The 24,651-nt window shown below is 35.7% G+C and carries 23 protein-coding genes; 13 read left to right on the plus strand and 10 right to left on the minus strand.

The features are described 5' to 3' along the window. Positions 1–38: 38 nt before the first annotated feature. The 4 genes from mnmG to AABM59_RS00335 all read left to right on the plus strand — a co-directional run bounded on the left by mnmG (position 39) and on the right by AABM59_RS00335 (position 6,065). Complete coding sequence (mnmG, locus tag AABM59_RS00320; RefSeq protein WP_338406983.1) at positions 39–1,910, plus strand: tRNA uridine-5-carboxymethylaminomethyl(34) synthesis enzyme MnmG; 1,872 nt, start codon at positions 39–41, stop codon at positions 1,908–1,910. 134 nt (positions 1,911–2,044) lie between these two features. Then, positions 2,045–2,893: a class I SAM-dependent methyltransferase gene (locus tag AABM59_RS00325; RefSeq protein WP_338406984.1), complete on the plus strand. Its 849-nt coding sequence runs from the start codon at positions 2,045–2,047 to the stop codon at positions 2,891–2,893. Positions 2,894–3,139: 246 nt separating this feature from the next. Continuing rightward, positions 3,140–3,697: an OmpH family outer membrane protein gene (locus AABM59_RS00330; RefSeq protein WP_338406985.1), complete on the plus strand. Its 558-nt coding sequence runs from the start codon at positions 3,140–3,142 to the stop codon at positions 3,695–3,697. 97 nt (positions 3,698–3,794) lie between these two features. Next, a complete protein-coding gene (locus AABM59_RS00335; RefSeq protein WP_338406986.1) occupies positions 3,795–6,065 on the plus strand; it encodes a helix-turn-helix domain-containing protein in 2,271 nt (756 codons plus the stop codon). 60 nt (positions 6,066–6,125) lie between these two features. On the opposite strand, the gene AABM59_RS00340 is transcribed toward AABM59_RS00335, so the two are convergent. After that, the gene (locus tag AABM59_RS00340) at positions 6,126–7,061 is read right to left on the minus strand and encodes an SPOR domain-containing protein (RefSeq protein ID WP_338406987.1); all 936 of its coding nucleotides are present in this window, start codon (positions 7,059–7,061) and stop codon (positions 6,126–6,128) included. A gap of 102 nt (positions 7,062–7,163) precedes the next feature. Between AABM59_RS00340 and dprA the strand changes: the two genes are divergently transcribed. After that, positions 7,164–8,264, plus strand: coding sequence for a DNA-processing protein DprA (gene dprA, locus AABM59_RS00345; protein ID WP_338406988.1), 1,101 nt, complete (start codon positions 7,164–7,166; stop codon positions 8,262–8,264). An 8-nt stretch (positions 8,265–8,272) separates the two neighbouring features. Here the strand turns inward: dprA and trpS are convergent, their stop codons facing one another. Continuing rightward, complete coding sequence (gene trpS, locus AABM59_RS00350) at positions 8,273–9,244, minus strand: tryptophan--tRNA ligase (protein WP_338406989.1); 972 nt, start codon at positions 9,242–9,244, stop codon at positions 8,273–8,275. Between the two features lie 217 nt (positions 9,245–9,461). Here trpS and AABM59_RS00355 point away from each other — a divergent pair, with 217 nt between their 5' ends. Beyond that, positions 9,462–10,190, plus strand: a complete 729-nt coding sequence (locus tag AABM59_RS00355) for a lysophospholipid acyltransferase family protein (RefSeq protein WP_338406990.1) — start codon at positions 9,462–9,464, stop codon at positions 10,188–10,190. A gap of 53 nt (positions 10,191–10,243) precedes the next feature. Here the strand turns inward: AABM59_RS00355 and recA are convergent, their stop codons facing one another. From recA to AABM59_RS00375, 4 genes are all read right to left on the minus strand, one after another. After that, complete coding sequence (gene recA / locus AABM59_RS00360) at positions 10,244–11,248, minus strand: recombinase RecA (protein WP_338407082.1); 1,005 nt, start codon at positions 11,246–11,248, stop codon at positions 10,244–10,246. A 118-nt stretch (positions 11,249–11,366) separates the two neighbouring features. Then, positions 11,367–11,876: an acyl-CoA thioesterase gene (locus AABM59_RS00365; protein WP_338406991.1), complete on the minus strand. Its 510-nt coding sequence runs from the start codon at positions 11,874–11,876 to the stop codon at positions 11,367–11,369. A gap of 32 nt (positions 11,877–11,908) precedes the next feature. After that, positions 11,909–12,292 carry a DoxX family membrane protein gene (locus AABM59_RS00370; protein ID WP_338406992.1) on the minus strand — a complete coding sequence of 128 codons (384 nt, stop codon included), beginning with the start codon at positions 12,290–12,292 and terminating at the stop codon, positions 11,909–11,911. A gap of 4 nt (positions 12,293–12,296) precedes the next feature. Further along, complete coding sequence (locus AABM59_RS00375) at positions 12,297–13,442, minus strand: DNA polymerase III subunit delta' (protein ID WP_338407083.1); 1,146 nt, start codon at positions 13,440–13,442, stop codon at positions 12,297–12,299. Between the two features lie 270 nt (positions 13,443–13,712). Here AABM59_RS00375 and AABM59_RS00380 point away from each other — a divergent pair, with 270 nt between their 5' ends. The 4 genes from AABM59_RS00380 to AABM59_RS00395 all read left to right on the plus strand — a co-directional run bounded on the left by AABM59_RS00380 (position 13,713) and on the right by AABM59_RS00395 (position 18,527). Further along, positions 13,713–14,900, plus strand: coding sequence for a phosphoglycerate kinase (locus tag AABM59_RS00380; RefSeq protein ID WP_338406993.1), 1,188 nt, complete (start codon positions 13,713–13,715; stop codon positions 14,898–14,900). Positions 14,901–15,006: 106 nt separating this feature from the next. Continuing rightward, positions 15,007–17,046, plus strand: coding sequence for a LysM peptidoglycan-binding domain-containing protein (locus tag AABM59_RS00385; RefSeq protein WP_338406994.1), 2,040 nt, complete (start codon positions 15,007–15,009; stop codon positions 17,044–17,046). A gap of 48 nt (positions 17,047–17,094) precedes the next feature. After that, positions 17,095–18,069 (plus strand): DUF4837 family protein, encoded by a 975-nt coding sequence (locus AABM59_RS00390; RefSeq protein WP_338406995.1) that lies wholly within the window; start codon positions 17,095–17,097, stop codon positions 18,067–18,069. Between the two features lie 11 nt (positions 18,070–18,080). Next, the gene (locus tag AABM59_RS00395) at positions 18,081–18,527 is read left to right on the plus strand and encodes a GNAT family N-acetyltransferase (RefSeq protein WP_338406996.1); all 447 of its coding nucleotides are present in this window, start codon (positions 18,081–18,083) and stop codon (positions 18,525–18,527) included. Positions 18,528–18,530: 3 nt separating this feature from the next. On the opposite strand, the gene AABM59_RS00400 is transcribed toward AABM59_RS00395, so the two are convergent. Continuing rightward, the gene (locus AABM59_RS00400) at positions 18,531–20,171 is read right to left on the minus strand and encodes a S41 family peptidase (protein ID WP_338406997.1); all 1,641 of its coding nucleotides are present in this window, start codon (positions 20,169–20,171) and stop codon (positions 18,531–18,533) included. Positions 20,172–20,244: 73 nt separating this feature from the next. Then, positions 20,245–20,637: a ribonuclease P protein component gene (gene rnpA, locus AABM59_RS00405; RefSeq protein WP_338406998.1), complete on the minus strand. Its 393-nt coding sequence runs from the start codon at positions 20,635–20,637 to the stop codon at positions 20,245–20,247. A gap of 126 nt (positions 20,638–20,763) precedes the next feature. Between rnpA and AABM59_RS00410 the strand changes: the two genes are divergently transcribed. The 3 genes from AABM59_RS00410 (at position 20,764) to AABM59_RS00420 (ending at position 23,234) form a co-directional block, all read left to right on the plus strand. Further along, positions 20,764–21,498, plus strand: a complete 735-nt coding sequence (locus tag AABM59_RS00410; protein ID WP_338406999.1) for a lysophospholipid acyltransferase family protein — start codon at positions 20,764–20,766, stop codon at positions 21,496–21,498. 10 nt (positions 21,499–21,508) lie between these two features. After that, positions 21,509–22,495 carry an acyl-ACP desaturase gene (locus AABM59_RS00415; RefSeq protein WP_338407000.1) on the plus strand — a complete coding sequence of 329 codons (987 nt, stop codon included), beginning with the start codon at positions 21,509–21,511 and terminating at the stop codon, positions 22,493–22,495. 85 nt (positions 22,496–22,580) lie between these two features. Then, the gene (locus AABM59_RS00420) at positions 22,581–23,234 is read left to right on the plus strand and encodes an HD domain-containing protein (RefSeq protein WP_338407001.1); all 654 of its coding nucleotides are present in this window, start codon (positions 22,581–22,583) and stop codon (positions 23,232–23,234) included. 90 nt (positions 23,235–23,324) lie between these two features. Here the strand turns inward: AABM59_RS00420 and AABM59_RS00425 are convergent, their stop codons facing one another. After that, complete coding sequence (locus AABM59_RS00425; protein ID WP_338407002.1) at positions 23,325–23,723, minus strand: hypothetical protein; 399 nt, start codon at positions 23,721–23,723, stop codon at positions 23,325–23,327. 145 nt (positions 23,724–23,868) lie between these two features. Then, positions 23,869–24,651, minus strand: a complete 783-nt coding sequence (locus AABM59_RS00430; RefSeq protein WP_338407003.1) for an enoyl-CoA hydratase-related protein — start codon at positions 24,649–24,651, stop codon at positions 23,869–23,871.

Raw genomic sequence — 24,651 nt, forward strand, 5'->3', positions numbered from 1 at the left:
ACTATTGCTAAATAGTAGAATCATTATAAAGAAGAAAAATGTTTGAAGATGAATATGATGTAATTGTTGTTGGTGCAGGGCACGCTGGTTCCGAAGCCGCCGCTGCAGCAGCGAATTTAGGATCAAAAACCTTGTTGGTCACAATGAGCCTGCAAAACATTGCGCAAATGTCTTGCAATCCTGCTATGGGAGGAATTGCAAAAGGGCAAATCGTGAGAGAAATTGATGCGCTTGGAGGATATTCCGGAATTGTTTCTGACAATACGGCGATTCAATTCAAGATGCTGAACAAGTCAAAAGGCCCTGCAATGTGGTCGCCAAGGGTTCAAAGTGACCGTATGCGTTTTGCTGAAGAATGGAGATTGATGTTGGAAAGAACGCCAAATCTAGATTTTTATCAAGAAATGGTGAAAGGATTGATTATCGAAAACGGAAAAATCAAAGGTATCCGAACTTCGCTTGGAGTTGAAATTAAAGCTAAATCGGTTGTTTTAACCAATGGAACTTTCTTGAATGGATTGATACATATTGGTGAAAAACAATTTGGTGGCGGCAGGGCAGGCGAAAGCGCCGCCTTTGGCATTACCGAAGATTTAGTCAATGCGGGCTTTCAAGCAGGTAGAATGAAAACAGGAACCCCTCCAAGGGTAGATGGAAGATCTTTAGATTATTCAAGAATGAATGAGGAAAAAGGGGATGCCAAACCGGATAAATTTTCATATTCAGACATAACCAAACCTCTTCTTCATCAGAAGTCCTGTCATATGACATACACTTCTCTTGAAGTTCACAATATTTTAAAGGAGGGTTTTGATCGTTCACCTATGTTTAACGGCCGTATAAAAAGCATTGGACCGAGATATTGTCCCTCCATTGAAGACAAGATTAATCGTTTTGCCGACAAGGAAAGGCATCAATTGTTTGTAGAGCCCGAGGGCTGGAATACCGTCGAAGTTTATGTTAATGGGTTTTCTACATCACTTCCCGAAGACATTCAATTCAAGGCTTTGCGTTCGGTTGTTGGTTTCGAAAAAGTGAAATTTTTCCGTCCTGGATACGCCATCGAATACGATTATTTTCCACCAACACAGTTAAAACACACACTTGAAACGAAGTTAATCGAAGGGTTGTATTTTGCCGGACAAATAAACGGAACCACTGGCTACGAAGAAGCGGCTTCCCAAGGATTGATGGCTGGAATAAATGCAGCCTTAAAAGTCCAGGAAAAAGCACCGTTAATTTTAAAAAGAGATGAAGCTTATATTGGAGTTCTTATTGATGATTTGATTACGAAAGGAACCGAAGAACCATACAGAATGTTTACTTCTCGTGCCGAATTCAGAACGTTATTGAGGCAAGACAATGCCGATTTTAGACTAACGCCAATGTCTTACGAAATTGGTTTAGCGTCCGAAAAACGTCTTCGCAGAATGGAACATAAGTTGAACGAATCTGAAAAAATGGTCGCTTTTTTTAAAGAAACCAGTGTTTCTGTAGCTGAAGCAAATCCTATTTTGGAATCAAAAAACACCGCCTTGATTACTCAAGGAGATAAAATGTTCAAAGTGTTTTCCCGCCCGCAAATTGATTTGGAAGATATTATCAAATTCGAAAAAGTAGCTTCATATGTTGCGGAAAATGATTTGGATCAAGAAATATTGGAACAAGCCGAAATTCAAGTGAAGTATTCAGGTTATATCGAAAAAGAAAGAAATAACGCCAACAAACTAACCCGATTAGAAGACGTTAAAATCCCTGAAAATTTCGATTACAACAAGATAAAATCAATGTCGATTGAAGCCAAACAGAAATTAAGCAAGATTCGACCAGTCACGATTTCTCAAGCATCGAGAATTAGCGGCGTTTCTCCAAGCGACGTTTCTGTATTGCTGATTTATATGGGGAGGTAATTAGTTCGCAGTCGAAGTGTTCAGTAATTAGAAAAACAATATTTCGACAGTGTTCCACGTGAAACAAAATAAGATTAACCCTATATAATAAGAGGTTCAGTCGTAAACTGCGACTGAATACTGAATACTAAAACATGGACATTTTAAACAAAAAATATTTTCTTACCGTAAAAGACTATTCGGTTTCTAAGGAAACTTTCGACTTGTATCAAGACGAAGTGTTGGATATGTTAATCACTTTTCCACAACCAAGTATAGAGGATTTAGGCAAGTATTACGAAAGCGTTGATTACATTTCGCACACAGACAGCAAACGTTCGTTGTTTGAAAAACTATACCATTTTATAAAAACTATAGCCTTAAACAACAAACTCGATTTAATAAACTCGCTTCAACCTGATAAAGGCAAAATATTAGATATTGGAGCAGGAACGGGCGATTTTTTATCGGCAGCAAAAAAGGGTGGTTGGCAAACAATAGGGGTGGAACCAAGCGAAAAAGCAAAAGCAATTGCGATAAACAAAGGAGTTTCGTTCGTTGATAAAACAGCAGTATTAGAAAACAATTCCTTTGATGTGATTTCGATGTGGCACGTTTTGGAACATGTTCCAGATTTAGACAAACAAATTAAAGAACTGAAGCGATTGTTAAAACCAACAGGAACATTGATTATTGCTGTTCCCAATTTCAAATCTTTTGACGCAAAACATTATGGAAAATTTTGGGCAGCTTATGATGTGCCCATTCATTTTTGGCATTTTTCGAAAACAGCCATAAAATTACTTTTCGAAAAAGAAGAAATGAAATTGGAAAAAGTCCTGCCAATGAAGTTTGACTCTTTTTACGTGAGCCTACTTTCCGAAAAATACAAATCCGGAAAAATGAATTTTATTAAAGCTTTTTTTATTGGTTTACAATCAAATCTTTCAGCAAAGAAAAATTTCGAATATTCTTCTCACATTTACCTCCTTAAAAACACCTAAATCAATTTTAAGCCGCTTTAAACAAAAGTTTTGTTAGGTTTGGGTGGTTTTTATTGGTTTTTTCTTGGGGCGCCTTATTTGAAGCCTAACGAATCCAATCTAAATAATAAACACTTATGGTTTTTTTAGTTTCGATAGTGAAATCCTATATTTAAAATATTTTTGTATTTTCTTCACTTTTGGTCAATGCTACTTTTTTTTTTATATTTTTGTTGTCAACACTTTAAAAATTAGAAAATCACCAAAATGAAAAAATCGTTATTAATTATTGCGCTTTCAATTTCAATTGTTTCTTGTAACAAAACAGCAGAAGTTAAGGAAGCAAAAACAGCCTATGTAGACACTTCTGTTTTAATGAAAGAATATACAGCCACCAAAGATCTTGATGCTAAATATAAAGCGAAAGGGGAAGAAAAAGGAAGGCAACTTGAAGCCGAAATTGATAGATTCAAACAAGAAGCTTCAAACTTTCAAGCACAAGCACAAGCAAACGGGCAAGCTTGGGCACAACAAAAAGGAGCGGAATTGCAAAGAAGAGAGCAACAATTAGGCCAAGCCCAACAAGCCCTTTCTCAACAATTGCAACAAGAAGGTGGAACAGAAATGGACAGTTTGGTTTCTGGAGTTAAAAAAACCATCAAAGCTTACGGAAAAGAAAAAGGGTATGCATACATTTATGGAACAGGAGATTCTAATGCAACTATTTTATATTCAGAAGACAAATTTGATATCACGAAAGAAATTATCAAATTGCTGAATGACAAGTACAAAGCTCCTGTTGCAAAAGAAGAGGTAAAAAAATAATTTTGTACAATTAGTATATTAAATGTCACGCAATTGCGTGGCATTTTTTGTTATATCAACTTTAAAACAATATTTTAGCTTTTAATTTACACGCCAAATGCAAACTATTTCCGAAGTCGCCGCTTACACCTTGCAATTTGTCAATCAAACGCATCGCTCTATTTTTCTAACCGGAAAAGCTGGAACCGGAAAAACAACGCTTCTTAGAGAAATTATTCAAACCACACACAAAAACACAGTTGTTGTAGCGCCAACAGGAATTGCGGCATTAAATGCTGGCGGCGTAACGATTCACTCGATGTTTCAGTTGCCTTTCGGCGGATTCATTCCCGACAATTCCGCTCCCCATTTTTCAGAAAACATCAAATTTGAAACCAAAGCCACCTTGCGCAGACACTTGAAAATGAGTGGTTTAAAGAAATCTGTTATTCGAAATATGGAATTGCTCATCATTGATGAAGTGAGTATGCTTCGCGCAGACTTATTGGATGCAATGGATTTTATGATGCAAACCGTTCGCAGAAAAAGCACTCCTTTTGGAGGAGTTCAAGTTTTATTTATTGGAGATTTATTGCAATTACCGCCCGTGATTCGGGATGAAGAATGGCGCACTTTAAAAACGTATTACAAAGGAAAATTCTTTTTTCACTCACACGTTATACAGCAAAATCCACCTTTATATATTGAATTGTCCAAGATTTTTCGTCAAACCGATAATGCTTTTATTTCGATTTTGAACAACCTCAGGAACAATCAAATTTCTGCGATAGACATTCAAAACTTGAATCAATATGTAAAACCTGATTTTGATTTGAAAACCAATAAAGGATACATCACTTTGACCACGCACAATGCAAAAGCTGATGCTATGAATGCACAAGCTTTGGAAGATTTAGAAGGGAAATTAGTAACCTATAAACCCGAAATTGTGGGCGATTTCCCGGATAAGATATATCCTGTTGAAGAACATTTAAAACTTAAAGTGGGCGCGCAAGTGATGTTTGTAAAAAACGACTTATCGTTCGATAAAAAATATTTCAACGGAAAAATAGGATTTATACAATCGCTTTCGAGCCAGGAAATACTTATACATTTTCCCGAAGAAAATAAAACTATCGAAGTCGAAAGATATGAATGGCAAAACATCCGGTATAAAGTGGATGAAAACACCAAGGAAATCGAGGAAGAAGTCTCAGGAACATTCGTCCATTATCCAATAAAACTCGCCTGGGCAATAACGGTTCACAAAAGCCAAGGTCTGACTTTTGACAAAGCAGCACTCGACGTTTCGCAGGTTTTCCTTCCCGGACAGGCATACGTGGCATTGTCGCGTTTGCGCTCGTTAAATGGCTTAATTTTACTTTCTCCGTTGCGAATGAATGGCATTTCGAATGATCAAGACGTGATGGATTATTCGCTTAACAAAGCATCGGAAGAAGTTTTAGAGCATTCATTACAATTAGAAACCAGAAATTTTATACAAAACTTTCTCAATAGCAGTTTCGATTGGAGTGATTTGGCACAAGAATGGCGCAACCATAAATTTAGTTATGACGCGAAAGGCGATGGTTCCGAGAAATCGAAACACGCTGTTTGGGCGCGAAAACAATCCGAAGCAATCGAATCCCTTTTGGATCCATCTAGGAAATTCATCCTGCAATTAAACAAACTTTTTAGCCAAGAATCTGTAGATTTGAATCACGTTTTAGAGCGAATAGAAGCTGCGGTCAATTATTTTTTGTTGCCAATGGACAATTTGGTTTTTGAAATCCTTTGGAAAATGGAAGAAGTAAAACGCATCAAAAAAGTAAAGGCCTTTTATGAAGAATTAGTTGTGCTCGAAGAGATGCAAATCAAGTCCGTTTTGCGATTAATGAAAGCCAAATTATTGATAGAAACTGTCGTAAATGGAGAAACAATTTCGAAAGAAAGGCTGTTTTCGGATGAAGTTAAATATTACAAAATTAACAAGTTAAAAATTATCCAAGAAGAATTTAAGGCCGTAAACATAACTTTAATCGAAGATGAGGCCGACTTGGAAAGATACACAAAAACAAAAACACACCCCAAAGAACCTAAGAAACCAACCGTTCAGGAAACCTATGAATTGTGGCTCGAAAAGAACACGATTAAGGAAATTGCAACCATTAGAAAACTCACATCTCAAACTATAGGAACTCATATTGCCAAACTCATTGAATCCGGAACCATCGCAATCACTGCCGTTTTGCCCGAAGATAAAATCCTGGAACTGGAAAAAGCTTTCAGAGGCTACAAAGAAGAAACCCTAAACGGTTTAAAGGAACAATATGGCGAAAAATTCACTTGGGACGAATTGAAAATGTTTAAGGCAAGCTTGAATATTTAATACAAAAAAACTTTTTAAACCAAAAAAAAAAATATTCGATTCGAATAGGTTTTTTTGGGTTTACAAGGGTTCTATCAAAATCCACGCATCGGGGTTGACTGTTTTTTGAATTTCTTGTTTTGCTTTTTGGGCTTCAGTATAAGTAGCGTAACTTCCGTAAAGAACGGGGTATAAACCGTATTTGTTTTGTGGAATCCTCCTTGCTTTATAACCTAAATCCGACAATTTTTCGAAAGATCTTTGAGCATTTTTTTCCTCTCTAAAAGCACCTGCCATAATATGATAGGACATTTTTTCCTCTTTCACCGTAAGTGTAACCGCAGGGATTGGATTTTTAATAAAGAAAGTGGCCTCTTGAATTTTATCTTGCACTTGTTTTTGAACAGCAGTTTCAACAAGAACTGTTTCGTTCGCAATTTGTTGTTGATAAACAGGATAACCAATAGCTCCTGTAACACCCAATCCTAAAACAAAAATTGCGGCATATTTTAAATACACACCCGTTCTTCTTCTTTCAGGGGCCAAGACAATTACTTCATTTTCTTCAAGAGCTTCAATTTTTTGTTCGAATAGTTCTCTTTTCACTTTTGGCGAAACAAAGGCGCTTAATCCAAAAGAATTGGTCAAATAATTAGTTTGTTCGTAAGGCGTAAAAATTAAATTTTTATCAGCGTTAAGCGAAAAACTCCCCACGTTTTTTATGGAGAACAATCCATTTTCCTGTAGCGCTTTTTTCCAATTGAAAACCTCGTATTGAATTGCGCTGACGGCATATTCATAAGATGTTTTTTCCGCTTGCGCAATATGATTGGCCAATAATCCATCGTTGTTTTTTAGATACGCATTGAAAGAAATCATTTTCTTTGGAGGAAAAAACGAATTGGAACTTCCAATTAACTGAGCCGATTGAATTTCGGTCAAAAAAGCCCCGAATCCCGGAACGGTTACACATTGGTAACGGTATAAAAGTTGCGCGATGTATGGTTCAATGTTCATAGTTACAAAGTTACACATTGAAAATAGTTATCAAAATTTTATTCACAATTTTTATTAACAATCTGCATAAATTTTTATACATTTCAACCTCAAACGATTAGTATGACGGAGCAAGAGTTATTTTATTTTTTGGCGTTGCAACAAGTAGAGGGCGTTGGTGATATTATAGCCAAAAAATTGATAAATCATTGTGGAAACGTAGCGTCAGTTTTCGAAACTAAATCACATCAACTTGCTGGAATTGATGGAGTTGGATCTGTATTAATAAAAAACTTAAAGAGTAAATCTATCTTTGAAAAAGCAGAACAAGAACTCGAATTTATAAAAACAAACGAAATTAAAGTGGATTGTTTTCTAGACGATAATTATCCAGAACGATTGAAACATTGCATCGACGGACCAGTTTTGTTATTTTCATCAGGAAACATCGACTTGAAAAACAAAAAAATAATCAGCATTGTTGGAACGCGACAAATCACTTCTTATGGAATGGATTTTTGCCGAAAGTTGATTGAAGATATTGCACCGCTTGACCCCGTAATCGTAAGTGGTTTTGCCTATGGTGTCGATATTTTCGCCCATCAATTAGCGATGGAACACAACTTGCAAACCCTAGGCGTTGTGGCACACGGCTTAAACCAAATTTACCCTAAAACACATAAGAAATATGTTGCCAAAGTAGAACAAAATGGTGGTTTTATGACTGAATTTTGGAGCTCATCCAATCCAGACAAAGAAAATTTTGTACGCAGAAACCGCATTGTCGCAGGAATTTCCGAAGCCACGATTGTCATCGAATCTGCTGATAGGGGCGGTTCTCTAATCACCGCAAATATAGCTAATGATTACAATCGCGATGTTTTTGCTGTTCCGGGAAGAACAACGGACAAATACAGTCAAGGCTGCAACAATTTAATAAAAACCCAAAAAGCGAACCTACTCACCAGTGCTGCTGATTTGGTTTATATCCTGAATTGGGATATTGAAAGTAAAACAAAACCAGTGCAAAAACAGTTGTTTGTCACACTCGAACCAGATGAACAAAAAGTATATGATTACCTTTTAAAAACAGGAAAAGAATTGATGGATATTATCGCCCTTCGATGTGACTTTCCTATTTATAAAATCTCAGGAATGCTCCTGAATATGGAACTCAAAGGTGTGATTAGGCCATTACCAGGAAAATTATTTGAAGCGATATAAATCTTTAATTACTCAAACCCCAATTTTTCTCTTACTCTTCCCAAAACACCATTAGCAACAACGCCTGCTTTTTCGGCGCCGGTTTTTAACAAGGCGTCTATTTCGGCGAGGTGGTTGATATAGTAATTGTATTTCTCTCTTTCGGTTTTAAATTTTTCGACAATCAATTCAAACAAGGCTTGTTTAGCGTGACCGTAACCGTAATTTCCACCTTGATAATTAGCCCTCATTACTTCTATTTGTACTTGCGTAGCCAATAAGGAATAAATAGCAAAAGCATTACAAGTATCTGGGCTTTTTGGATCTTCAAGCGGTGTGCTATCGGTTTCTATACTCATTATTTGTTTGTGCAGGTTTTTGTCATCCAAGAATATATTAATGAAATTATTAGCTGATTTACTCATTTTTCCACCATTAGTTCCTGGAACATACATGGTGTCTTTCTGAATTTTAGCTTCAGGAATCACAAAAGTTTCTCCCATTTGGTGATTGAAACGAGAAGCCACATCGCGCGTGATTTCAAGGTGTTGCAATTGATCTTTGCCGACAGGAACAAATTGGGCGTTGTACAATAGAATGTCGGCAGCCATAAGCATTGGATAGGAAAACAACCCCGCATTGACATCTTCTAATCTGTCGGCTTTGTCTTTGAACGAATGCGCTAATGTCAAGCGTTGGAAAGGAAAAAAACAGCTCAAATACCAAGATAACTCCGCTGTTTGTGGCACATCGGATTGACGGTAAAAAACCACCTTATTTACATCTAATCCACAAGCAAGCCAAGCCGCAGCCGTGCTATACGTATTTTCTCTTAATGTTTTTCCGTCTTTTATTTGGGTTATCGAATGCAAATCGGCAATAAAAAGGAATGATTCGTTTTCGGAATGATTCGACAATTCAATTGCGGGAATGATTGCGCCAAGTAAGTTTCCTAAATGTGGCGTTCCAGTGCTTTGAACGCCCGTGAGTATTTTTGCCATTGTAATTTATACTTAAATAAGTTTTCAAATTTAATGCTTTTATAAATAATTAGCACGGTATTACTTTTTTTTGAGATATTATTTTTGTCATTTCGACGAAGGAGAAATCACACCAACTCTCTTGTTATGTGATTTCTCCTTCGTTGAAATGATATTATTTAAGAATTTTGATAAAATAAAACACAATATTTCGGTTAAAAAAGTAAATTTGGACTCTATGAGAGGAATTAAAATTATTTTTTGGTTGGTTTGGCGCGTTTGGTTTTACATTTTAATGGCCATACCTATTATTATTATGTTCCCCTTTTTGGTGGCTTCTATTTTGACAGATAGCGGCTATCCATACTTTTTTAAAATGGCTAGAATTTGGTCGAAGGTTATACTTTTCGGAATGGGATTTTATTACAAAATAGATAAAGGACAAGAACTAGAAGAGAACAAAAGCTACATGTTTGTTGCCAATCACACTTCGATGGTCGACATTATGCTGATGCTGGTCACAACACGAAAGCCTTTTGTTTTTGTTGGAAAAAAGGAATTATCGAAAATACCACTATTCGGATTGTTCTACAAACGAACTTGTATTTTGGTTGATAGGGGGTGTTCTCGAAGCAGGGGGAAAGTTTTTGAAAGCGCTCGAAAAAGAATCAATCAAGGTTTAAGTATATGTATTTTTCCAGAAGGAAAAGTCCCTGAAGACGAATCTATAGTGTTAGATGAGTTTAAAAATGGAGCTTTTCGTTTAGCGATTGAGCACCATTTAACAATTGTGCCAATAGCTTTTTTAGACAATAAAAAACGATATTCATACACTATTTTTAGTGGTAAACCAGGACTTTTACGAGTAAAAACGCTACCTTTTTTAGAAACTAATGATAAAACAAAATCAGATGTTAATGAAATTCGGGATCACTCTTGGAAATTAATTTACAAGGAGTTAATATAGTCCCATAAAAAGAAACAAAAAAGAGTCCTGCTAAGCGGGACTCTTTTCTAATTTTAAGCATTTTTTTCTTTTATCAAAGCCTTGATTTTGGCCTCTAATTCATCGGCTAATTCAGGATTGTCTTTGATTAAAGCTTTCACCGCATCACGCCCTTGTCCTAATTTGGTTTCACCATAACTAAACCAAGAACCCGCTTTTTTGATGATTTCAAATTCAACGGCCAAATCCAAGATTTCACCAGTCTTCGATATTCCTTCTCCATACATAATATCAAATTCGGCGATTTTGAAAGGTGGTGCCACTTTGTTTTTTACGACTTTCACTTTGGTTCTGTTCCCAAGTACGTTATCTCCATCTTTTATTTGTGTAGAACGACGAATATCCAAACGAACTGAAGCATAAAACTTCAACGCATTCCCACCTGTTGTGGTTTCTGGATTTCCAAACATTACGCCAATTTTCTCTCTCAACTGGTTGATGAAGAAAACCGTACAATTGGTTTTGCTAATAGTTCCCGTTAGTTTTCTCAAGGCTTGAGACATCAAACGAGCATGTAATCCCATTTTAGAATCACCCATTTCGCCTTCGATTTCACTTTTTGGAGTCAAAGCGGCAACTGAGTCAATCACGACAATATCAATCGCGCCAGAACGAATTAAATTCTCGGCAATTTCTAATGCCTGTTCCCCATTATCAGGTTGCGATATGATTAGGTTTTCGATGTCAACACCTAATTTTTCGGCATAATTTCTATCAAAAGCGTGTTCAGCATCTATAAAAGCAGCGATTCCCCCGGCTTTTTGAGCTTCGGCAATGGCGTGCAACGTCAAGGTTGTTTTCCCGGAAGATTCCGGACCGTATATTTCGATCACCCTTCCTCTTGGGTATCCGCCAACTCCCAAGGCTAAATCGATTCCCAAAGACCCAGACGAAATAGTTTCTACCTCCTCAACGGCTTTATCCCCCATTTTCATAACCGTACCTTTTCCGTAGGTTTTATCTAGTTTGTCAAGGGTAAGTTGTAGTGCTTTTAATTTGGCTTCTTTCTCTGAACTCATCTTTTCTTTCATTTTATATTTTGTGTTTCTCTTTTTGTAAAAATACTTCTTTTTTTGGAAGTTTCAACAGGATTTTTTTTCTTAATTATTATAAAGCTAATAGAAAAAGGAATGTGTTTCACACAAACAACGCCTTCAATTCCGTAGCTTCTTCCGGTTTTATTTTTCCTGCAAGTAGCAAACTCAATTGTTTTCTTCTCAAAGCGGCATCGTAACGTTGAATTTCTAGTTCAGTTTCTGGAATTATTGCAGGAACCTCAACCGGTTTCCCTGTTTCATCTACCGCAACAAAAGTGTAAATAGCTTCGTTGGCCTTGGTTCTTTCTCCCGAAAGTCGGTCTTCGACCCAAACATCAATGTAAATTTCCATCGAAGTCTTGAACGCTCTCGATACTTTTGCCTCAACAATCACAACACTTCCCAGCGGAATCGTTTTATTGAACGCCACATGATTTACAGAAGCGGTAACGCCAACCCTGCAGGAATGTCTACCGGCAGCAATGCTTGCGGCACGATCCATTCGGGCTAACAATTCGCCCCCAAAAAGATTATTTAACTGATTGGTTTCACTGGGCAAGACCAAATCGGTTAATATGGTCAAAGATTCTGAAGGATGTTTTGAAGTCATTTTTTATGTAAATTTTATGCTCAATTTTTTTTCTAATTTAACCAATACACCGCCATAACTGCTGGAATAAAATATATAACGATCGTTCTGGCACCATCATAATCTTTAGCTAACCGTTGTCCGAAAAGCAACATCAATAAAGTGATGCAAGAAAAAACAGCTCCATATAACCCAAAGGTTCTTCCATTGCTAACCAATAATTCGACGCAACCAACGACACAAACTATCCCTGAAATTAATTCTAAAACTAGGATGTTCAACAAAGCTAAGTGGACCAGGTTTTTGAGATGAGTTTTAGCAAAATGCCCCTTTAGCCAATCGAGATTATCTTTCCAATGAAAAAGTTTGTCATAGCCTGATTGTATAAAAGTGATGGCTAAAAAAATCAAAATTAAAAACGGTGCAGCGTTATTCATAAGTCTATTTTTTGTGGATTAAACGGGTGAGTTTTATAGATAAATCGGTCAAGATTATTTTGGCGTTTCCATTGCGTTCAATATGGTAAATAGCATCGGACAATTCCTGGAATATTTCTTTAATGTTGTTTCCGTTGACAAAAGGCGCAAAACTTTTAAATTTAAAATCAGCACTGGGCTCAAAATAAACCAAATCTTTTGCCTCATAATTTTGCATTAAACCTTGACGGAAAACATCAATGCAATATTGCAAAAACTTTTTTTGGGTTTCTCTTCCCAAAGCAGCAATTTGTTCACTCCAATGAATTAAATCCGCAATAACAGCAGGATTTCCTTTGGCCTTGAAAGCCGCACGAACCCAAACCACGAACCATTGTTCGAACGGAAATTCGTCGCTATCGTGCTTTAACAAATGCAAGGCTTTATTGTAATTTCCTTGCGCTTGTTGCGCAATTTTAGCGGCTTGTTTTGGTTCTATTTGTTCATGAGAAACCAAAGCCTCGGCAACGACGTTTTCGCTCAATCCAATAAAATGCAACACCTGACAACGAGAACGAATCGTTTGAATGATGTCTTCTTCGTTTTCCGAAATTAAAATAAAAACCGTTTTTTCTGGTGGTTCTTCGAGCAGTTTTAGTAATTTATTGGAAGCAGATATGTTCATTTTATCAGCCATCCAAACAATCATAATTTTATAACCTCCTTCGTATGATTTTAAAGCTAATGATTTTAAAACCTCTTGAGCATCATCGACTCTAATTTCACCTTGTTTGTTTTGAACCCCCAAAACAGAATACCAATCGAACAAACCCCCGTAAGGATTTTCGGCAATAAACAAGCGCCAATCAGCAATGAAATCAATACTTTTTGGTTTAGTTTTAACATCTTCAGTGCTTACTGTAGGAAAAACGAAATGCAAATCGGGATGTGAAATCCTCTGAAATTTTAAATTACAAGCTTCATTAAAACCAGTATTTTCGCCATTTTGATTGCTGCATAAAATGTATTGAGCATAAGCAATCGCCATTGGTAAAGTGCCACTTCCTTCTGGACCAATAAATAATTGTGCATGAGGAATTCTACCCAAACCAGCACTTTGTGTCAAGTGATTTTTGATGTGATCCTGTCCTAAAATTTCTGAAAACTGCATAAGGCAAATATAGAAGAAAATGGTCGATTCTCTAAATTTCATTTGTAAAGTTTTAGAAAATCAGGATTTCAATTTTTTTTATAGTTTTGCCATTATTTTCAGGGTTCAATTCTGCTTTTATTGGATAAAAAAGCAAAAAACAATTTCTTTACTAAATTTACAACGATTGCGTTATTCAATCAAACCTTGTTTTGCCATTTTAGAATTTATCGATTAAATAAAAGTCCTATATTTGCTTTTCTTTCAAAAAAAACTAAAAAAAAAACATCAATGAAAACCATAAATGATTTTGATTTTAAAAATAAAAAAGCCATAATTAGAGTTGATTTTAATGTACCTTTAGACGAAAATTTTAACGTAACCGACACTACCCGAATCGAAGCAGCAAAACCCACAATTGACAAAATTCTTGCCGATGGTGGAAGTGTGATTTTGATGTCGCATTTAGGAAGACCTTCTGGTGTTGAAGAAAAATACTCTTTGAAACATATTTTAAATAAAGTTTCAGAAATACTTGGAATACCAGTTCAATTTGCCGCAAATTGTGTTGGTGAAGAAACAAAAAAAGCTTGCCAAAATTTAAAATCTGGAAGTGTTTTGCTGTTAGAAAATTTACGTTTTCATAATGAAGAAGAAGCAGGAGATGTTGCTTTTGCAAAAGAATTAGCGTCACTTGGAGACATTTATGTAAATGATGCTTTTGGAACAGCCCACAGAGCGCACTCCTCCACAACAATAATCGCACAGTTTTCCCCAAATAAAAAATGCTTCGGACTATTATTGGCAAAAGAAATCGAAAGCTTGAACAAGGTTTTAAGGGATTCTAAAAAACCCGTTACAGCGGTTCTTGGAGGTTCGAAAGTATCTTCTAAAATCACAGTTATCGAAAACATTCTTGACAAAGTAGACCACATGATTATTGGAGGAGGAATGACTTTTACTTTTGTAAAAGCGCTAGGCGGAAAAATAGGCGAATCTATTTGCGAAGATGACAAACAAGAATTGGCATTGGAAATTTTAAGATTGGCTAAAGAAAAAGGAGTTCAAATTCACATTCCGGTAGATGTTGTTGCGGCGGATGATTTTTCAAATTCAGCCAACACTAAAATTGTAGATGTAAGAGAAATTCCTGATGGGTGGCAAGGTTTGGATGCGGGTCCAAAATCATTAGAAAACTTCAAAAAAGTGATTTTAGAATCAAAGACAATTCTTTGGAACGGCCCTTTAGGGGTTTTCGAAATGGAAAGTTTTGCCAACGGCACCATACAACTAGGTAACTTTATTGCCGAAGCAACCGCAAACGGAGCATTTTCTCTTGTGGGCGGAGGAGATTCAGTAGCGGCAGTAAAACAATTCGGATTTGAAGAAAAAGTAAGTTATGTTTCCACCGGAGGTGGCGCAATGCTCGAAATGCTTGAAGGTAGGATATTACCGGGAATTGCAGCAATTTTAGAATAAAAAAGATATTTTTAATAACATTTAAATTAAATTTTAGTTGTAATGTGTTAAGTTTACCAAGAACGGTTGTATAACCGTATAGAACATAGCCTATTGATTAAAAATTATGATTGCAAAAAACCCCATTTTATCGTTTTTATTATTATTGTCTATTCAGTTGTTTTCACAAGAAGTTGCAAGAACAGAACCGAGATTATCCTATTTAGATTCTGTCAAAAACTCCTTTACTAAATATGACATGGCTTCTCGCGTGGACAGTCTTTGGTTAAAAGACTTGACAAATCTGGACTTATACAATGATTTTTCAGGCGACATTCAAGCTATTAATATTGATGAAAAGATAGACTATGAATTGTCTTCCGAATTGTTAAAAGCAAGACTAAAGGCAATGGATGCAAAATCGCCTTTTCACATCGAATACAACCAAGGACTTGAAAATATAATCAAGTCGTTTCTTAAAAACAGAAAAAAATCTTTTGAACGATTGATGGGGGTTTCGGAGTATTATTTTCCAATGTTTGAAGAGGCTTTGGCCAAACAAAATGTGCCCTTAGAGATAAAATATTTAGCTATTGTTGAATCGGCGTTAAACCCAAAAGCAGTGTCTAGAATGGGCGCAACGGGTCTTTGGCAATTTATGTATCAAACAGGAAAGCAATACAAATTAAATGTTGATTCTTATGTTGATGAACGTAGCGACCCTCTAAAATCCAGCGAGGCAGCGGCACAATACATGACAAACATGTATGCGATTTTTGGAGACTGGGAATTAGTATTGGCATCGTATAATTCAGGTCCAGGAAATGTCACAAAAGCGATCCGGCGTTCTGGAGGACAACAAAACTTCTGGAATATTAGAAAATTTCTTCCCAAAGAAACCCAAAGCTATGTTCCCGCTTTTCTTGCCACAATGTACATTTTCGAATACCACAACGAACACGGAATTCATCCAGATAGAGCCATAGTAAATCATTTTTCCACCGATACAATTATGATCAAAAAGCAAATTTCATTCAAACAAATTTCAGATTTGATTGATGTTCCGGTGGCACAATTGCAATTATTGAACCCGTCGTATAAAGTGAATGTGATTCCGTTTTACGAAGATAAAAACCATTTTTTGAGGTTGCCAAAAGACAAAACAGCTGTTTTTACTTCTAATGAAGATCGAATTTATGCTTATGTTCAACATGAAATGGACTTTCGCGAAAAACCTTTTCGGGCTACAAAACCAATTGTTTTAAACGACACAATTAATTATATCACACAAAGCGTTACGATTCCAAGAACAAAATATTACAAAATACGACGCGGAGACAATCTTGGTGGAATTGCAAATAAATATGATGTAAGTGTTGTGGATTTAAAAAAATGGAATAAGCTGAGCAACAATACTATTTCCTATGGAAAAAGTTTAAAAATCATCACTAACGAAAGTGTTGTTAGAACGATAAAAAAAGAACCTAAAACCAATAAAACTTCTTTAGAAATCGTTTCAGAAAACCAAAAAACCGCTTCCACTGAATCAAAAAAACTCAAAGAGGAAACCACCAACAAATCGAATAAAACCGACACATTGTCGGCCTACACGAAAGCGTATCATATAGTTCAAAAAGGAGATAATTTAGGAAACATCGCCAAGAAACACAATGTTACCGTTGAAGAAATTAAGGAATGGAACCGCCTTTCGGATTTAAATATTCAGCTAGGCGCCTCGTTACAGGTTGCCAAAAACAATCCAGAAATAAAAGAAGAATTAACCACAACCATCACAGAAAACGTGGAATATGTAGTTAAAAAAGGAGATGATTTGGGGAATATTTCTAAAAAATTCGGAGTATCAATGGATGATTTGAAACTATGGAACACCTTACACGACAACAATATATCTATAGGAAACAGCTTGATTGTGGTAAAAAAAGAAGTTCTAACGACAAGTGAAACTTCTGCAGAAACGTTCAAGAAAAAAGAAAATTTGGCATCCGTTTCTAAAAAGAATACTACGGATTATTACGTAAAAAAAGGAGATTCTTTATACAGTATTGCCAAAAAACACCCCGGAGTAAGCATATCCGACATAAAAAAATGGAACAATATTCGTGGGGAAGTACTTAAACCCGGAATGAAACTAAAAATAAACGGATAATACAATAATCTTCTATAAATTTGGGGTTTATTTTACAATTGTTTTATAATGAATAAGACCCGTTTTTTATTTCTACTTATTTCGATTGTCTTCTTTTCTTGTGCCAAGAAAAAAGATAATTTACAAAGAAAAACCACTGGAAAAATCAATATTATTTCGGTAATTATTGACGATCAGTTATGGAATGGTGAGATTGGCGATAGCATTCGAAATAAATTTGCATCACCAGTTATTGGACTACCACAAGAAGAACCTCTGTTTACCATAAATCAATATCCCGTCAAACTTATGGAGGGCTTTATGACCGATAGTCGGACGATAATTGTTGTGAAAAAAGAAGACAAAAACAAATTTGAAATAAAGAAAGATCAATACGCATCCCCTCAAACCGTATTTCATATTTCCGGAAAAAGTGGCGCTGAGATTCTTAAAATTATCGAAAAGAACACCCCAAAAATAATTCAAATCATCAAGGAAACGGAAATCACCGAAAACCAAAGAATTATCAATCAATCGCTTCTTAACACGAATGCTATTTCCATGGATTTTCACGCATCTTTTAAAGTGCCCTCCGGTTATTCATATGTGATTAAGAAAAATAAATTTATTTGGTTAAAGAAAGAAATTGTTAGCGGGAACACCAGCCTTTTGATTTATCAGGTTCCAATAGCTTCCATTAAAAAAGACTCAAATTTGATTGCCAATATTATCAAAATGCGAGATTCAGTTGGAGAATTATACATTAGAGGAACTGAACTTGATACAAAAATGATTACCGAAGAAGGATATGCGCCTTATTTTTCTAAAATAGAATTAGATGGAAAAGAATCCTACGAAACAAAGGGTACTTGGGTACTCAAAAACGACTTTATGTCCGGACCTTTCATTAATTATTCAATTGTTGACGAGGAACACAACAGAATCTTGGTTTTGGAAGGGTTTTGTTATTCGCCTTCTAGAGAAGAACGGGATCTAATGCATGAATTAGAGTCAATTATCAAATCAATTAAAATCTTAAAATAAAACCCCGAAACATGAAATTACAATGGAAAACAAAGTCTTTTGAAGATCTTTCTCCACAGGAATTGTATGACATCCTGAAATTAAGAAGTAATATTTTTGTGGTCGAACAAAATTGTGTTTTTTTAGATATGGACGACAAAGACAACCTTTCTTTTCATCTTTTTGGCACATTCGACGATAAAATAGTGGCGTATTCTAGGCTTTTAAATTCTGGAATTAGTTTTGATAACGCTTCCATTGGGAGGGTTGTTGTAGACGCAAACTATCGCGACCGTAAATTGGGTCACGACTTAATGAGAAAATCAATTTCCGGAATTAAGGTTTGTTTTGGCGAAAGTAAAATAACGATTGGAGCACAACTATACCTAAAAAAATTCTACGAAAGTCACGGATTTATTCAAACCGGAGAAATGTACCTGGAAGACGATATACCTCATATTGAGATGAAAAAAACGTAATTTTTATTGCATTTTCAGAATCTCTTTATACTCCGACCCAGAATTCAAAACCTCTACCGCCTTCTTAATTTCTGAGTTTTTTTGTAGGTAATATTGATACAATCCTTCTTGGTATTGATAACGTTTTATTATTTCGTCCACGATTAAATTTGTGATTTCTTGTTTGTTTTTATCCAATAGTTTGTCTTCACTTTTTTGGAGCGCAGTTAACAAATTTTGATATTCGGAGTTAATACTTTCGTCTATTTTTTCTTTTTTAGCTACTGCCAAAGTGTTTTTTAAGGCAAGTTCAGTTTCAGTGTCGAAAGAGAATTTCTGGTCTTTTAAAAATTGTTTAAAATCTAAAAAACCAGCATCAGAAAACAATGGAATTTGATTGCCTATACTCGGGTTTTTATAATAATAAGTGGTTGCATAATTAAAAATCCCATCGTTTTTAATCAAAGCATCGGTTATTGGACTCAACTTGGTTTCCTCGAGTTCTATGTCTGGCTGAATGCCACCACCGTCATAAACAGCCCTTCCTTTTCGGGTTTTAAAAGCGTTGAAATTCTTAGCTTCGGTTTTTGTTGCGATACCATTTTTGTCTTTGTGCGTATAATCTAAAGCCTGAATACACCTTCCAGATGGCGTGTAATAACGCGAAATCGTCACTTTTAACTGCGTTCCATAAGTTAATTCCACAGGCCTTTGAACCAATCCCTTTCCAAAACTTCGGCCGCCAATTATAACCGCACGATCTAAATCCTGCAAAGCTCCAGAAACAATTTCTGATGCAGAAGCACTTTTTCCATTCACAAGTATAACAAGAGGAATCTCAGTATCAATAGGGTCTCTAGAGGTTTTGTAGGTGCTGTTGTGTTTCTCTATTTTTGATTTTGTGGTAACGATTGTTTCGTTTTTTGGAACAAACAAATTACAAACATTAACGGCCTCGTTCAAAAGTCCACCAGGATTTCCTCTTAAATCGAGCACTATTCTTTCTGCCCCTTCTCTTTTCAATTGTTCCAATGCCTCCTTGGTTTCGAGCGACGCTTTGTTGTTGAAACGCGACAAAACGATGTAGCCGGTTTTAGCGTCAATTTTTCCAAAAAAGGGCACCGATTTTATAGCGACTTCATCAAGTACAATTTGGGTGGTATTTATTTTACCTTGGCGCGTGTATTTAACATCCACTTTTGTGTTTTTCGCCCCCCGAAATAGTTGTGACGCATCGTCTTTAAAATCAGATAAAAGTACGTCCCCTATTTGAATAATTTCATCACCGGCTTTAAGCCCAGCTTTGTCAGCAGGAAAATTTTTATACGGTTCTCTGATGATTAATTTATCGTCCTTTCGAGTAATTGAAGCTCCAATTCCGGTATATTCACCCGTGTTATTTATTTTAAATTTTACGACATCTTGCTCGTTGAAATAAACGGTGTAAGGATCAAGACTAACTAACATTCCTTTGATGGCCTTATCCATTAAATCACTAGGATTGGTCTCGTCCACATAGTTTTTATTCAGCTCCTTAAATAACGTGGTGAAAATTTCTATTTGCTTTGCAATTTCAAAAAAATCATCTTTAAAACTAACGCCTACAAATAAAAATGCCGATGCGACAAAAGGAATGATGTGTTTTTTTTTAAAAAGGGATGTCATAAAAATAAATGGGTTTAATTATAAACCACTAAATTAAGAATTATCCATCAGTTATGACAGCGAGACAAAATTCTTATTCCTCATTTTTTATTTGAAGTACAAATTTTTCAAACAATTGAATGGTTTTAGCGTTGATTTGCTCATAAGATAATCGGTCTTTGGTTTGATAAAAAAACATAATAGCATATGGTTTGTCAAGGGTATTAACAAGCAAATGTTTGTTTAATCGATACGCCTCTCTTAAAAGCCTCTTGAAGTAATTTCGATCCACGGCATTCTTAAATTTTTTTTTGGAAACCGAAACACCCATTTTTATTTTTTGTCCAGAATCTTCGGGAATACCATAATCGCTTTCCACATAAACCAGTCTCAAAGGATATTTTGACACGGATTTACCTTTAGAAAAAAGCAAATCTATCGTGATTTTACTTTTTAACTTTTCGTTTTTTGGATAAGTGAAATTCATTTTGGTTTTAAAAATAACAGGGGTTTTAATAAGCAAAGGTACAATTAAACCCTAAACAGCATTATTGTTTGGGATTAAAATACCGCTAAAGATATATTTCTTATTTTTGCACCTTAAATTTTCAAGATGCAAAAGCTAATTTCGTATCCTATTTCTGTTATTTATTATTTGTGTTTCGGACTTATGTTGGTTGTTTTTCATCCGACACAGTGGTTTTGTTTCAATGTTTTTGGCTATCAAGCCCATAAAAAAAGCGTTGATTATTTAAATTTTTTTTTATTGAGATGTACTAATGTTTTGGGAACGACTTACACTTTCAAAAACAGGGAATTAATTCCAAAAGGAGTTCCGGTTATTTTTGTGTCCAATCATCAAAGTTTGTACGACATTGTTGCTATGATTTGGTATTTGCGACGTTATCATTGCAAGTTTGTGAGCAAAAAAGAATTAGGAAAAGGAATCCCTAGTGTTTCCTATAATTTACGCCACGGCGGTTCCGCTCTTATTGATCGTAAAGACCCCAAACAAGCCATTCCAGCTATAAAAATATTGTCTGAATATATCGAAAAACATACCCGATCAGCAGTAATTTTTCCGGAAGGAACCCGAAGTAAAACAGGTGTTCCAAAAGAATTCGCGCAAAGTGGATTAAAAATTTTATGTAAATATGCACCATCGGCTTATGTTGTTCCAATAAGTATCAATAATTCATGGAAAATGGTTAGATTTGGTTTTTTTCCACTTGGTTTGGGAAATCACCTTACCTTTACCATTCACAAACCACTTTCTGTAAAAGAATTGTCGTTTGAAGAATTGTCACAAAAGGTCGAAAAAGCAGTGGTAGAAGGAATTAAAAATTAAAACAAATACAATGTCTATAAAAAACATTCGATTAGAAGTAATGCAACTTTTGGAGAAGAACGTTAACGGTTATGTTGACCAATATTTAATACCTGTTGAGAAAATTTGGCAACCGTCTGATTTTTTGCCTAATTCAGAAAGTGACACTTTTTTTGAAGAAGTGAAAGAATTACGTGAAATAGCCAAAGATTTACCCTATGATTTTTGGGTTGCCATGGTGGGCGACACAATCACCGAGGAGGCTTTACCCACTTATGAATCCTGGTTAATAGAAATAGAAGGCATAGATAATATTGAAAGAAACGGATGGTCAAAATGGATTCGCCAATGGACCAGTGAAGAAAACCGTCACGGAGATCTACTGAATAAATATTTGTATTTATCAGGTCGTGTGAATATGCGAGAAATCGAAATGACGACACAGTACCTTATCAGTGATGGATTCGATATTGGAACCGGTAGAGATCCATATAAAAACTTTGTGTACACCAGTTTCCAAGAATTAGCGACTTATGTTTCTCACAACAGGGTTTCCCAATTGGCTAAAAATTATGGAGATAACAAATTATCCAAAATGTGCAAAATGATTGCAGGAGATGAAATGCGCCATCATCACGCCTACAGCGAATTTGTTAATCAGATTTTTAAATTAGACCCTAGTGAAATGATGCTTGCGTTCCAATATATGATGAAACAAAAAATCGTAATGCCAGCGCATTTTTTAAGGGAATCGGGACAAAAAATAAGTTCTGCTTTCGAACATTTCTCAGATTCAGCACAGCGTATGGGTGTTTACACAGCCAGCGATTATGTTGATATTATGCAGAAATTAATTGAAAAATGGCAAATCGACAAGATTTCAGGATTAACAGACGAAGCCGAAAAAGCAAGAGATTATTTAATGAAATTACCAGCAAGAATGGCAAGAATTTCAGAGAGGTTGGTTATTCCACAAGAATCATTTATTTTTAAATGGGTCGAGCCGGCAAGAATCTAATAGAATTGAATTAAAAATATTTAATGTTGAATTTTTAAGGAGGAACTAACCCTAAGATTCAACATTTTTTTTAAACAATATTAGCATGAATAACGAAAACCCAATCAACAAAACAATTCTTTTTGTAAAGTCAAAACTAGAAAACGCCGAAGGTGGACACGACTGGTTTCATATAGAAAGAGTTTTTAAGAATTCGGTAGCGATTGCTAACAATGAAGTTTGTGACGTTACCGTAGTTAAATTAGGGGCTTTACTCCATGATATTGCGGACAGTAAGTTTCACAACGGAGACGAAACTATAGGTCCAAAAACAGCACGCGAATTTCTTGAAAGCGAAAACATTGATGAAGCCACAATCGCACATGTTATAAATATTATTGAAAACATATCTTTCAAAGGCGGAAACATTGCTGCAAAATTCACATCAATAGAACTCGATATTGTTCAAGACGCCGACCGATTAGATGCTATGGGCGCCATTGGAATCGCAAGAACTTTCAACTATGGAGGTTTCAAAAACAGATCGCTATATAATCCTAAAATTGCTCCAAATCTTCACATGAGCAAAGAAGAATATAAAAACAGCGAAGCGCCAACATTGAATCATTTTTACGAAAAATTACTACTTTTAAAAGACAAAATGAATACCGAAACCGGAAAAAAAATTGCCCAAGAAAGACATCGGTTTATGATGACTTTCCTTTCGCAATTTTATGCGGAATGGGATGGAGAGAAATAGGATTTTAGATTAAGGATTAATGATTTTTGTGTTAATAAAAAAAACTGTCTGTTTTAAGGGTTTTACACACCTGAAATCAAAAATTAGCAATCAAATTCCTTTTATCTTCATTTCCAAAATCACATCCGAGGCATTCTTGAAAGTTGGAGCTTGCTCAATGATACTTCCCACTCGTTTTTTATTGAGTTTGAAGGTAATGTCGTTCTCGGTGGTGAACAAAAGTGCCGTTAAAAACGGATTATTCATATAGGGTGCCAACACAAAAAAAGCTTCTTCTAAAGAATGAAAACTCTCTATCTCTTCGGTCTTGTACTTGGTGGTTAGCGAAAGGATAAAAACGTCGTTTTCTAATAAAACGGGACGCACATAAATGTTTTTCAGTTCGGTATCGCCAATGGTTTTTGCCAGTGTTAATTTTGCATAAGTGTGGTTTTCAATACTTTCTTTTACTTGTTCCCAAAATTGGGCAAATATGGGTTGGTATGACATAAGTTATTAATTTATTAGATTGTTTTCAGAAATGTGTTTTTAAAATTATACTTTTTTGATATTACAATCAAAAAAAGTATAATAATATGATATTTGAAGTAATAAATGCGATTGGATGGGTTGCCCACTAATTACTGCACATTTTTTATTTTCCTTTAAATTCCGCTTTCCTTTTTTCCAAAAAAGCCGATGTTCCTTCCTTGAAATCTTCGGTGGCAAAGCATTCACCAAAAGCCTTAATTTCCAAATCAAACCCATCCACTCCAGACACAAAATTAGCGTTTACAGCTTCGATAGCTTTAGAAATAGCAACGGGAGAATTTTTCATAATCCTAGTAGCAAGCGTCATATAAGTCAAGAATAAGTCCGATTGTGGCACCACGTGATTCACTAATCCGTAGATTTTTGCAGTTTCAGCATCAATCATTCCTGCGGTCATAATCATTTCCATTGCTCGTCCTTTTCCAACAAGTTGAGGCAAGCGCTGTGTTCCGCCGTAACCAGGAATCACGCCAAGCGAAGTTTCTGGCAAGCCCATTTTTGCATTGTCAGAAGCGATTCTAAAATGGCATGCCATTGCTAGTTCCAGTCCGCCACCAAGTGCAAAACCATTAATGGCGGCAATTACTGGAGTTTTCATGTTTTCGATAAAATCGAATAACAATTGCTGTCCTTTTGCAGCCAATTTTGCCCCTTCATTTTCCGAAAAATGAGCAAATTCAGAAATATCAGCGCCAGCTACAAAAGCTTTGTCCCCACTTCCGGTTATTATAATTACCCGAACTTCTGAATTTTTATCAACCATCTCTAAAGTTTCATGCAACTCTAAAATCGTGGCTCTGTTTAAGGCATTTAACTTTTCTGGACGATTGATAAAAATAGTGGTGATGCCTTTTTCGTGTTCTAAGATGATGTTTTCTAGTACCAT

The sequence above is a fragment of the uncultured Flavobacterium sp. genome (genome assembly GCF_963925185.1).
Classification (GTDB): domain Bacteria; phylum Bacteroidota; class Bacteroidia; order Flavobacteriales; family Flavobacteriaceae; genus Flavobacterium.